Source organism: Fulvimarina endophytica, from assembly GCF_003403015.1.
GTDB lineage: Bacteria > Pseudomonadota > Alphaproteobacteria > Rhizobiales > Rhizobiaceae > Fulvimarina > Fulvimarina endophytica.
Genome location: NZ_QURL01000006.1, coordinates 70849 through 83368 on the forward strand (window position 1 = coordinate 70849; position 12520 = coordinate 83368).

Consider the following 12520-nt stretch of genomic DNA (forward strand, 5'->3'; position numbering starts at 1 on the left):
CTTCGGCCTCGCTCCGGCAGGAGCGCGGTTCACGGCTGAGATGGGCGGATGTCAGCCTTCCTGCGTCCCATCCATTCCAGGTTGGCGAAGGCGATAGATCCGCAGTTTCCTCTCAGATGAGAAGGAGAGATCGCGTAAGATCTCGTATCGATGCATCTGGTCGTCGAGAAAGTTGACTGGCGCGAAATACACATCGTTGAAAATCAGCAGGACAGTCGGCAGGTTGTCTTCCTGTCGATAATGCGATTTCGTGAATCGTAGGCCTTCCGAGCTCACATTCGGCATGAGGGGGAACGGCGTCAGCATAGAGATCGGCGCCTCGCTCAGCAGCATGAGGCCCGGCAATCGACCGATGGCGGCAATCGTTTCCCCGGGTGCCATGATCTCCTTCAGCGATTCCTCTGTCGCTCGAATGATTTCTGCATCGCTTTGCGCAACGGAAAGTCCTGCGAATATTCCCGTCTCGATCGGTTCGCGGGCTTCCGCCTTGGTGATCGGCGTTTCTCCATAGCGAAACGAGAGAGACGTCACGACGAGTGCCACCATCAAAGCGGCGCCGGGAGCCAGTGCGCTGATCTGGTCCTCATAACGTCGGGGAGACCATGTTGCGGAGATTGCGGCGGCTACCGCTCCTCCGATCGGGAAGCTGTAAAGCGTGTGTGTCGCAAACGCGGACGTCAAACAGCCGGCAACGATGGAGGTGACGTACGCCATGGCGACGCTCCGTCTGCAGCGATCATCCGACCAGAGGTCTGCGACGATCGCCATTCCGGCGATGCAGGTGAACAGGATGAGGTCGTGAGACCCGACGAAGAGCGCCGGGCCGTAGAAGAACGTCGCTGCCACTGTCGCAGCAACGTAACCGAAGAACACGATCGGCGGAACGATCCGCCTGATAGCTCCAATAGCGAATGAAATTAGAGCGAAAATATAAAAATGCGTGCTGTTTGAAATTATGGACTGGATAGACTGGAGACGCGCGCTGATGCCTGTGGAGTCGTTGATGAGCGAAAGGTAGGCGTAGCTCTCGATGAGTCTTCCAGGTGTCAGAACGTAAGCGCACAAAGCGGCGGCGCTGAAAACGACACTGCAGATCGTGAGGATATGAATGATCGAGGATCGAGGACTATGACGCTCGGCAATGACGATCATTCCCAGGAAGCTCACCAGTGCTGCCGCAAGGGGCGGATAGGAAACGATCGCAATCGCCCATCCGACTGCGGACATGAGAGTCCAGCGGTGTCGTCGGGACGTCGCCCAAATGGCGTAGCCACTGATTCCGATTGCGAAACCCTGCAATCCAAGCGTGTTGTATGACGGGGCAGGAAGTCCATACGGAATGAAAGCGAGAATGATCAGTCCCGCCAGCCAGCTCCTTGCGCCGAAGCGATTGTAGATCAGGGCTGCCGTGATCGAGATGGCCGATAAGACAGCGCCCGTTACATACAAAAACCGCAGGAAGAGGAATAAACCGTCGAAGCTGCCGACAATTTCCTCGTACACGATGACGACAGGATAGATCACGAAGGCGGCTGTCTGATGCAGCGATCGTAACTGGCTTTCTGCGATGCCTCCGAAGATCCAATCATGGAGAAACAGGGCGTAGTAGGATTCGTCGGAAAGATCGACGCCCTCGGTTGCTCGATAGAAGAGCATGCCGGTCACGCACACCAGCGCCGTAAGGCCGATCAGATCCCTGAAAGGCCGCCCGTGCGCCTTCCACTCGCGACAACGTGCGTAAAGCCCTCGCGCATTGCGAATTCGCGGTCGCTTGGTGGAGTTTGCTTCGATCATCTTCATATCAAGCTCTCAAGCGCGCTATCCGCTTTGAGGGCAAGTCCAAGAGCCCGGTCCGAAATGAGTCGCGCGGTTTCAGCAAGAACGTCCCCGTCTCGGTGCGGAACCCGTCTTAAGGCGCCCGCTCAGGCGAAATGCTTGGAGAGCTTCAGGCCCTGCGCCTGATAATTGCTCTTGAGATCGGCGCCGTAGAGGCGGTCGGGGAGCGAGGCCATGCGCTCGTAGACGAGGCGGCCGACGATCTGTCCGTCTTCCAGGATGAACGGCACCTCGTGGCTGCGCACTTCCAGCACCGCCCGCGCTCCCGTGCCGCCGGCCGCTTCGTGGCCGAAGCCGGGATCGAAGAAACCGGCATAATGGACGCGGAATTCGCCGACGAGCGGGTCGAACGGGGTCATCTCGGCGGCATAGGCCGGGGGAACGTGGACGCTCTCCTTGGAGACGAGGATGTAGAACTCGTCGGGATCGAGGACGAGCTCGCCCGCTCCGGAGCGATGAATCGGTTCCCAGAAATCGGCGACCGCATTGGCCCCGCGCCGGTCGACGTCGACGACGCCCGTATGGCGCTTGCCCCGATAGCCGACGAGGCCCGTCTCGTCGCCCGCAAGGTCGATCGAGAGCGCGATGCCCGAGCCGGTGATGTTCGCTCCCTCGTCTGAGGTCAGGCGGTGGGCGCCGTGCAGGTCTTCCATTTCGCGGCCCGACAGTTCGGCTTCGCCCCGCCGGAACCGGATCTGGCTGAGGCGCGAGCCGCGCCGCACGAGAACGGGGAAGGTGCGCGGCGAGATCTCCAGATAGAGCGGTCCGTCATAGCCCGGCGCCACCTTGTCGAACTCCCGGCCGCGATCGGTGAGGACGCGGGTGAAGATGTCGAGGCGGCCGGTGGATGATTTGGGATTGGCCGTCGCGCGCACGTCCAGGGGCAGGGCCAGCCGTTCCTGGAGGGGCACGATATAGACGCAGCCCGTTTCCAGCACCGCGCCTTCGGCAAGCGAGAATTCATGAAGGGCGAAGCGCTCCAGTTTCTCCTCGACCGTGCGCTCGAGGCCGGGCAGGAAACTCGCGCGCACCCGGTAGGCCCGCTCCCCGAGCCTAAGGTCGAGGGAGGCGGGCTGGATCTGGTCTTCGTCGCGGGCATGGCCGGAGGTGATCGCGCCACTCTCGAACAGGGAGGCGATGTCGCGATCGGGCAGAATGCCGCCGCCCTGAGGTTGTGCCTGCTCGTCCGCCACCGCTGATCCCGTTCGCTGCTTCGTGTTTCGGGCTCTCTCGCACAAGCGCGCGGCCGCTCCCCTTGTGAATTGACGCTTAGACGAATTCGGCGTATCCGCAAAGCGAAGTGGTGATTTGGCCGGCCGGCTTGCAGCCACGTTAAACAAGTCGCTAAAGGGCCGATCCGATTGTGGGCCAAACCGTGTGGCCCGTCTGGAACCGGCTTTTCGGCGCTTTCCGCCGGGCCGGTTTTTTCGTGTCGGGAGTTCGAACGACCATGCTGAAGCGCAAAGAGACCAAACGGGGCCTCGGGCCCGCGACGACCCTCGTGCATGCGGGCACGCTCCGCTCCAATTTCGGCGAGGTTTCGGAAGCGATCTTCCTCACCCAGGGCTATGTCTACGACAGCGCCGAGCAGGCCGAGGCCCGCTTCAAGGGCGAGGATCCGGGCTTCATCTATTCGCGCTATTCCAACCCGACGACGCGCATGTTCGAGGAGCGCATGATGGCGCTGGAAGGGGCCGAGGACGCCCGCTCCACCGCCTCGGGGATGGCCGCCGTCTCGACCGCGCTCCAGTGCCAGCTTCGCGCCGGCGACCATATCGTCTCGGCCCGCGCGCTCTTCGGCTCCTGCCGCTATGTGGTGGAGACGGTGCTCTCGCGCATGGGCGTCGAGGCGACCTTCGTCGACGGGCGAAATCCCGACGAGTGGCAGGCGGCGGTGCGGCCCAACACCCGCGTCTTCTTCATGGAGACGCCGACCAATCCGACTTTGGAGATCGTCGATATCGCGGCGGTGGCCGAGATCGCCCATGCGGCAGGCGCGCGCCTCGTGATCGACAACGTCTTCGCGACGCCGCTTTTCCAGCATCCCCTCGAACTCGGCGCCGATGTCGTCGTCTATTCGGCGACCAAGCATATCGACGGCCAGGGTCGGTGCCTGGGCGGAATCGTCCTGTCCTCCAAGGACTGGATCGAGGAGTTCATGCACGACTATTACCGCCATACGGGGCCGGCGCTCTCGCCCTTCAACGCCTGGGCGCTCCTGAAAGGCCTCGAGACCATGCCCCTTCGCGTGACCCAGGCGACGCGTTCGGCCGGGCAGATCGCCGACCGGCTCGCCGATCATCCGAAGATCGCCCGCGTCCTCTATCCGGGGCGCGACGACCATCCGGACGCGGCGGTGGCGAGAAAGCAGATGAGCGGCGGATCGACGCTCATCGCCTTCGAGCTGAAGGGCGGCAAGAATGAGGCCTTCGCCTTCGCCAACGGTCTCGAACTCGTGCTTCTGACCAACAATCTCGGCGATACGCGCACCCTCACCACCCATCCGGCGACGACCACGCACAAGAATCTCAGCCAGGAGGCGCGCGACCAGCTCGGCATTTCCGACGGCCTGATGCGCCTGTCGGTAGGCATCGAGGACGTGGAGGACCTCCTGGAGGATATCGAGGGCGCGCTCGAAAGGGTCTGAAACCCTATCCGGCCGATCGAGCCGGGGAGCGAGAACGCTGTGTTCCCCTCCCATCGCCGGGACGACCCGCGAAACGGCGCTTTCCCGGCCACTCGAAGACGCGAAGACCTGACGACCCGGACAAGACAATCGGGGCCGCGCCTTCTGGCGCGCCCGCGAGAAACGAGGCCGCACGTCATGCACGCCCGGCAGGGACCGCACATTTGCCGGTCCTTGCCGGCGCGCGGCCAAGTCGCCGGAGCATCAATCGAGCGTCGGGCCATCGTGCAGACGAGCCGCATGAGAGCTATGTAAAGACGACGGTATTCAAAGAATATATTATGTAAAGATTACGATTACCGGCGATCGCATGACGTGCCCGATATCGGCTCCGCATGCCCGGTGGTCAGGGTCGAGAGGCCGATCGTACGGGCCTTGCGAAGCCGGCACCCGGTTCGACGGATCGGAATTCGGAAATTTACAACATCTGCAAGCAGTTCAGCGTTTCTTCATCGTTGTTTGTCTATTCTCGCAAGAAGGTTCTTCCCGTTTCTCCATCCGGTTGATCGATCGCCATCATCATGGATTCTTCTTTCAAAAGCCGTACCATTTTTTCTTTGATTGCCGCCGTGTTCCTCGCCTCACCGGCAGGCGCTCGCGACCTCGACGATTACCGCCGCCCCATGACGATCCCGTTCGAGGGGGTGGCCGAATATTCCCCCCAGAGCGCGACCTTGGGGAAGATGCTGTTCTTCGATCCACGCCTTTCGGGCGCGAAGAACATGAATTGCGCGACGTGCCACAATCCGTCCTTCGGGTATGAGACGCCCGTGCCGCTCGCCATCGGAGCCGCCAATACGCCGCTCGGCCGTCAGGCGCCGACCGTTCTGAACATGGCGTTCGTGTCGCCGAATTTCTGGGACGGGCGAGCCGCGACGCTCGAGGAGCAGGCGGCCGGGCCGATCACCGCGCCGGTCGAGATGAACGGACATTTCGATACGATCGTGACCGATCTCAACGCCGTTCCGGATTACGTGTCCTGGTTTTCGGAAGTCTTCCCGGACAAGGGGATCACCCGCGAGACCATCCTGACCGCCATCGCGACCTACGAACGCACGATCGTCTCCGGCTGGTCGCCCTTCGATCGCTGGGTGGAGGGCGACGAGGCGGCGGTCTCGGACTCGGCCAAGCGCGGCTTCGACCTGTTCGCCGGCAAGGCTCGCTGCTCCCAATGCCATTCCGGCTGGAACTTCACCGACAACGAGTTCCACGATATCGGCCTTCACTCCGGCGATATCGGCCGGGCCGCCCTCGAGCCCGACAATCCGAAGGCGCTCTATGCCTTCAAGACGCCAGGCCTGCGCAATACCGGCTACCGCGCGCCCTACATGCATGACGGGTCGCTGGCCGATCTGGAGGCCGTCATCATCCATTACGAGAACGGCTTCGGCGACCGGCCCTCGCTATCTCCGAAGCTCGTTCCGCTCCGTTTGACGGCCGAGGAGCGCGCCGATCTCATAGCCTTCATGCACACGCTGACTGCCGAGAAGCAGGAAGCCTCCCTTCCTATCCTTCCCAACTGACGGCCACTGACATGTCGCTGCGCTCGCAGATCATCATTCCGCTGATCGTCGCCGTCCTGGGCGGTGTCTTCATGTCCTTCTTCATCGCCCACCAGGCGACAGAGGCGCAGGAGCGCGCCGAACATTTCGCGACCGACGCCTTCGCCGGCAGCCGTCTCGCCGAGGAGGCCGCGAGCCATCTTGCGGCGATGAGGGGATTTGCCGACCAGGTCCTCGCAATGACGACCTTCGTTCCGCACCGGACGATCGAAGCGCGCTTCGGCGAACTCGACGCCGCCATGGAGACGGTGCTGCGCGCTCTGGATGAGAACGAACTCGTGCGCAGGGTCGACGCGGAGCGCGTGGCCTTCGTCGAAGCCTACACCGCTTGGCGGGCCAGCCTCGGGATCGCCGTCGGCCTTGCTCCGTCGCTCGAGGTCCCTTCACCCGAGCTGCTCCGCCGCCAGCGGGCCGAGACGGAAACCTCGCTCGAGGCCTATAGCAATGCGCTCGACGCCGCGGCCGCGACCGGCATCGCGACGACCAACCAGGAAACCGTCGCCGCCATTCGCGACGCCAACATCCTGACGGCGGTCGTCGCCGGCGTGCTGCTTTGCCTCGGTCTCGGGCTCACCCATCTCCTGACGGGCCGCTTGAAACAGGTCACCGAAGCCATGCGCCGGCTCGCGGACGGCGACACGGACATCTCCCTGCCCAAGACCGGGCGCACCCGCGAAATCCGCTCGATGGTGGGGGCCCTCGACGTGTTCCGCACCAATGCCATCGAGCGCGACCGGCTGATCGCCGAAACCAACGCGGCGAACGACAGCGAACGCCGCCGTTACGCCATGGAAATGAAGGCGCTCGTCGCCGGCATGACCGCCAGCATCGAGGCGGCGCTCGCCGGCGATCTGTCGAAGCGGATCGGCGGCGACTTTGAGGCGCGCGATCTGAAGACCCTTGCCGGTCTCGCCGACAATCTTCTCGCAACGATCGACGACAACCTGTCCGACGTTCTGCGCGTCATGGACGGGCTCGACCGTGGGATGCTGTTCGAGCGCGTCGGCGGCGATGCCGGCGGCGCCTTCGGCCGTCTTCGCGAGGCGACGAACGGCTCGCTCGACCGTCTTTCCGATCTCATCGTCTCCATCCAGGAATCGAGCCAGGCCGTCGCCGTCGTCGCCGATCAGTTGAAGGGCGGCTCGCGCCAGATGCTCGCCCGCGCGAAATCCCAGTCCCGTTCGGTCGACGCGACGGTGACGGCCCTCGGCCAGGTCACGGAGACGCTGGCGTCCGCCGCGATGGAAGCGCGGGAGACCCGATCCATGGTGGCCGACGCCCGGCGGGCGACCGAACGCTCGGGCGAGATCGTCGATGACGCGATCGCGGCCATGACCCGGATGGAGGAGGCCTCGGGCCGGATCGGCAACATCGTCGACGTCATCGACCAGATCGCGTTCCAGACCAATCTGCTCGCCCTCAATGCCGGCGTCGAGGCCGCCCGCGTCGGGGATGCCGGCAAGGGCTTCGCCGTCGTCGCCAAGGAGGTCCGCGAACTCGCCAAGCGATCTTCGACGGCCGCGAGCGACGTCAAGGATCTGATCGAGGATACGCTCGGCGATATCAAGAGGGGCGCGGCCATCGTCAACGAGACCGGCGATGCGCTGGCCCGGTTGCGCACGGACGTGATGACCATCGATCAGCGGATCGATGCGGTGAGCGAGATCGTGCGAGCCCAGAGCGATGCGGTGAACGGCGTGAACGACGACGTATCGGGCATCGACCGGCTGACCCAGGAAAACTCCGCCATCGTCCGGGAAACCGACGGCTCGATCGCGACCATGGGCGACTGTGCCGAGCGCCTGTCCAGTTTCGTCACCCATTTCCAGCTGGTGCGGGCGACCCCGATGAGCCGGCGCGCCGCCTGAGGCCGCCCGGTCTTTCGCCTCGCGGGCTTCGATACCGTCCGTGTCTTCCACATGACGTCGAAAGCGGGCCGGGCGGGGAAGGATGTCCGGTTCGTCTTCGGGCCTGGCGCTCCTTGCCGGTTCGTGCGCAGGTGTTTGATCCGCCATTGTGACTTGCAAAGGCGCACGATGCGGGTGCATGGGCGGAACAGACGACACCGCAAGGCCTCTCCATGACCCTTCTCACGATCACCCTTCTCTTCGTCGCCGGCTTCATGTCGGGTTCGGTGAATGCCGTTGCGGGCGGCGGCACCTTCATCTCCTTCGGCGCCTTCTCGCTGATCGGCGTGCCGCCGATCAGCGCCAACGCCTCGTCCTCCATCGCGCAGCTGCCGGGCTACTTCACCTCGACGCTGCCTTATCTGAAGGACATCCGCACCCTGTGGCGCGGGCTGCTTCTGCTGGCGATCGCCTCCATCGCCGGATCGGTGATCGGCGCGCTCGTTCTCCTGTGGCTCGACAACGACCGGTTCCGCGCGATGGTGCCCTGGCTGCTCATCGCGGCGACGGCCCTCTTTGCCGCCGGACCCTGGCTGAAGCCGCGCCGCGAGCACGAGGCGACGGCGGCGAAGGGGCGGAACTATTCGAGCCCGATCGTCCAGTTCCTCACCTCGATCTATGGCGGCTTCTTCGGGGCCGGCATGGGCATCATGATGCTGGCGACCCTGGGCCTCACCGAAAGCGGCGACTATCACCGCCTCAACGCGATCAAGAACGTCCTGTCCAACATCATCGCGGTGGTCGCGATCGTCGTCTTCGTTTCGGGGGGCGTCGTGAACTGGGCGGGGGCGCTGGCCATGGCTCCCGGCGTCGCGCTCGGCGGCTATAGCGGCGTGTGGATCGCCAAGCGGGTGCCGCAGGTCGCCGTCAGGATCTTCGTCATCGCCTTCGGCCTGTTTCTCGCGGGCTACTATTTCTATACCGGCTGAGGGGCGAGGATGGACAGGTCCGTGGACGGCTCCCGGTCCGCCGCATCCGGCACTGATGCGAAACTCTCCGCCGGGCGGGGCGGTCCCGTCGAAGGCAGCCATGGACGCTCCGCCTCGCTCTTGATGGTCGGCGCCCTCGGCGTCGTGTTCGGCGATATCGGGACGAGCCCGCTCTACGCCTTCCGCGTGGCGGTCGGCATCGCCGATGCCAGCGATGCGGGAACCGTCCTCGGCATCCTTTCCCTCATCACCTGGTCGCTGATCCTTGTCGTCACGATCAAATATGTCGCCTTCATCCTGCGCGCCGACAACGAGGGGGAGGGCGGCATCCTCTCCCTCGTCGCGCTGATGAAGCTGCATCGGCGGCAGGAGACCCGCAACCGGCGCATCCTGCTTCTCGTCGCGATCTTCGGCGGCGCGCTGCTCTTCGGCGATGCGGTCCTGACGCCCGCGATTTCGGTTCTCTCGGCGATCGAGGGCCTCAAGGATATCGCGCCCTCCTATGCCGACTGGACGGTGCCGATCGCGATCGCGATCGTCGCCGGTCTCTTCGTCGCCCAGGCCTTCGGGGTGGCGCGCATCGGCATCGTCTTCGGACCGGTGATGCTGGTCTGGTTCGCGACCCTCGCCATCAGCGGCATCGCGGCGATCTTCGCCTATCCTGAGGTTCTGGCGGCGCTCTCGCCGCATTACGCGATCGCGCTCTTCCTCGATTACCCCTATTACGCGACGGCCTTTCTGGGCGCGGTGTTTCTTGCGGTCACGGGCGGCGAGGCGCTCTATGCCGATCTCGGCCAGTTCGGGCGCCCGGCGATCACGCGGGCCTGGCTCGTCATCGTCCTGCCGGCCCTTCTTCTCAACTATTTCGGCCAGGGGGCGATGGTCATCGCCGATCATCGCTTCTCCGAAAGCACGTTCTATTCCCTGTTTCCCGCCTTTCTCCTGCCGGCGGTCGTGCTTCTGGCGGCGATCGCCTCGGTCATCGCCTCCCAGGCGGTGATCACCGGTCTTGCAAGCCTGACCAGCCAGGCGATCCGCCTCGGCTTCCTGCCCCCGATGAGCGTCTCCTATCTGTCGGCGGCCAATCCGCACGATGTCTATGTCCCGGTGGTGAACCTCCTCGTCGGCGCGCTGACCATCGCCGTCGTTGCGGGCTTCGGGTCCTCCGCCGCCCTTGCCGATGCCTACGGGATCGCGGTCGCCGGCGCGATGATCACGACGACCGTGCTGTTCATCGCCTACGAACGCAGCCGTCCGCGGCGCGGCGCGCGCTCGAGGGCGTGGGCGGCCGTGCCCTTCGCCTTCCTTCTCATCGACCTCGTCTTCATTCTCGCCAATGCCGGCAAGATCCCGAGCGGCGGCGCGCTGCCGCTGCTTCTGGCGCTCGCCGTCTTCGGCCTCATCCAGTGCTGGCGCATCGGCCAGGCGCGCCTTGACGGGCTGCGCATGGGCGAGCAGGTGACGATCCGCGACTATCTGCGCGGCCGGCCCGCGCCCACCGTGACCTGCGAGCGCACGGCGATCTTCCTTGCCCGGCCGGGCATCGAGGTGCCGAGGGCGCTCGCCGAGATGACCGCCCTCGTCGGCGTTCGCTTCGAGCGCGTCGTCATCGTGTCGGTGCGCACCTTCTCGGTGCCGCGCCTCAAGGGCGAGGACCGCATCAAGGTGGAGCGCATCGCCGACCGCAATCTCGTGCGGGTGTTGATCGGCGTCGGCTATCTCCAGCGCATCAACCTGCCGGCGCTTCTCGGCGAAACCCTCAACGAACTCGGCGTGAAGCCGGAAACCGCGACCTATATCGTCGGGCTGGAGCGGCCGGTCGCGCCGGCGATCCTGTCCGACTGGCTCGCCCCGGTGCTGGCGGTCTACGCTTTCATGGCCCGCCTTGCCTTAAGGCCCACGGACCGGTTCCTGCTGCCGCCCTCGCGCACCCTCGAAGTGGGCATGCCGCGCAGGCTCTGACGTGTTCGGTGCCGGCGGATGCGCGGGAGCGCGCCCGGCGGCGGAGATGCGAAGCGAAACGAACGAAACGGCTTGCCGGGGCGATCCATGCCCTATCTTCGCAAGCCAGAGCGAACAGGGAGAGCCGGGCGCGGCGCCACCGGCTGGAAGGAGAAACGATCATGACCGTCAGGCTTTCGCTGGAGACCCTCGCAGAGCTTCCCGAGACCGTCGCCAGGCCCTCTTACGAGCGCTCCGATCTCAAGCCGGGCATCCTCCATATCGGCGTCGGAAACTTCCACCGCGCCCATCAGCAGGTCTATCTCGACCGCCTGTTCTCGACCGGCCGGGACCACGACTGGGCTCTCGTCGGCGCGGGGCTCATGCCCTTCGACACCAAGGTGAAGTCGGCGCTCGCGGCCCAGGACTATCTGGCGACCGTCGTCGCCCAGGAGGCCGGCAGCTCGACCGCGCGCGTCACCGGCCCGATGACCGAATTCGTGGAGCCGGGCGATCCCCAGAAGATCGTCGATCGCCTCGCCGATCCTGCGATCCGCATCGTGTCCCTGACGGTGACCGAGGGCGGCTATTTCGTCGACCCCTCGACGGGTGAGTTCGATCCCTCCAACCCGAAGATCCAGGCCGATGCCGCCGATCCCGACCATCCCCAGACCGTCTTCGGCGTCATCCTGAAGGCGCTGAAGGGGCGGCGCGAGCGCGGCGAGACGCCGTTCACGGTGATGAGCTGCGACAATCTTCCCCACAACGGAAAGGTGGCGCGGGACGCGGTGATGGGGCTTGCGCGGCAGGCCGATCCGGACCTTGCGACATGGGTCGGCGAGACCGTCGCCTTCCCGAACGGCATGGTCGACCGCATCACGCCGGCGACGGGGGACCGCGAACGGCGGATCGTCGCCGAGGATTTCGGCATCGCCGACGAATGGCCGGTGTTCTGCGAGGACTACATCCAGTGGGTTCTGGAGGACAAGTTCACCGCCGGGCGGCCGGCGCTCGAGGAGGTCGGCGTCCAGTTCGTTCCGGATGTCAGCCCCTATGAGACGATGAAGATCCGCATCCTCAACGGCGGCCATGCGATCATCGCCTATCCGTCGGGGCTGATGGATATCGAATTCGCCCATGAGGCGATGGAGACCGATCTCGTGGCGCGCTTCCTGGAAAAGGTGGAACGCGAAGAGATCATCCCGATCGTCCCGCCGGTTCCCGATACCAGCCTCGACGACTATTTCGCCCTCATCAAGACCCGCTTCGCCAATCCGAAGATCGCCGATACGATCCGCCGGCTCTGCCTCGACGGTTCCAACCGCCAGCCGAAGTTCATCATCCCCTCGATCCGCGACAACATCGCCAAGGGACGCGACGTGGAGGGGCTCGCCCTCGAAAGCGCGCTGTGGTGCCGCTACTGCTTCGGCGTCAGCGATTCGGGACGCGAGATCGAGCCGAACGATCCGAACTGGGACCGGCTGACTGAGAGGGCGAAGGCGGCCAGGGAGGATCCCTCCGCCTGGCTCGCGATGGCCGACATCTACGGCCCGCTGAAGGACGAGCCGCGCTTTGCCGAGCCCTTCGCCCGCTGGCTGAAAATGCTGCACGAGGAGGGCGCGGAAGCCGTTCTGAAGACCTATCTCGGCGATTGAGGAT

Annotated in this window: 8 protein-coding genes and 1 riboswitch; of the genes, 6 read left to right on the forward strand and 2 right to left on the reverse strand. The window is 64.7% G+C overall.

Going from position 1 to position 12520, the window contains the following annotated elements; translation table 11 throughout:
• Window positions 1-51 precede the first annotated feature (51 nt).
• Window positions 52-1800, reverse strand: a complete 1749-nt coding sequence (locus DYI37_RS14955; RefSeq protein ID WP_116684072.1) for a hypothetical protein — start codon at window positions 1798-1800, stop codon at window positions 52-54.
• A gap of 122 nt (window positions 1801-1922) precedes the next feature.
• Window positions 1923-3029: a 2'-deoxycytidine 5'-triphosphate deaminase gene (locus tag DYI37_RS14960; protein ID WP_116684073.1), complete on the reverse strand. Its 1107-nt coding sequence runs from the start codon at window positions 3027-3029 to the stop codon at window positions 1923-1925.
• A 97-nt stretch (window positions 3030-3126) separates the two neighbouring features.
• Window positions 3127-3204, forward strand: a riboswitch (SAM riboswitch).
• Between the two features lie 82 nt (window positions 3205-3286).
• Here DYI37_RS14960 and DYI37_RS14965 point away from each other — a divergent pair.
• The 6 genes from DYI37_RS14965 to DYI37_RS14990 all read left to right on the forward strand — a co-directional run bounded on the left by DYI37_RS14965 (window position 3287) and on the right by DYI37_RS14990 (window position 12516).
• On the forward strand, window positions 3287-4483 hold the full coding sequence (locus tag DYI37_RS14965; RefSeq protein WP_116684074.1) for an O-succinylhomoserine sulfhydrylase: 1197 nt from the start codon (window positions 3287-3289) through the stop codon (window positions 4481-4483).
• 560 nt (window positions 4484-5043) lie between these two features.
• A complete protein-coding gene (locus tag DYI37_RS14970; protein ID WP_116684075.1) occupies window positions 5044-6045 on the forward strand; it encodes a cytochrome-c peroxidase in 1002 nt (333 codons plus the stop codon).
• Window positions 6046-6056: 11 nt separating this feature from the next.
• On the forward strand, window positions 6057-7952 hold the full coding sequence (locus DYI37_RS14975) for a methyl-accepting chemotaxis protein (protein ID WP_116684076.1): 1896 nt from the start codon (window positions 6057-6059) through the stop codon (window positions 7950-7952).
• Window positions 7953-8164: 212 nt separating this feature from the next.
• Window positions 8165-8920 (forward strand): sulfite exporter TauE/SafE family protein, encoded by a 756-nt coding sequence (locus DYI37_RS14980; RefSeq protein WP_116684077.1) that lies wholly within the window; start codon window positions 8165-8167, stop codon window positions 8918-8920.
• A 21-nt stretch (window positions 8921-8941) separates the two neighbouring features.
• Window positions 8942-10882, forward strand: a complete 1941-nt coding sequence (locus DYI37_RS14985; protein ID WP_245413940.1) for a KUP/HAK/KT family potassium transporter — start codon at window positions 8942-8944, stop codon at window positions 10880-10882.
• Between the two features lie 161 nt (window positions 10883-11043).
• On the forward strand, window positions 11044-12516 hold the full coding sequence (locus tag DYI37_RS14990; protein WP_116684079.1) for a mannitol dehydrogenase family protein: 1473 nt from the start codon (window positions 11044-11046) through the stop codon (window positions 12514-12516).
• Window positions 12517-12520: the final 4 nt, after the last annotated feature.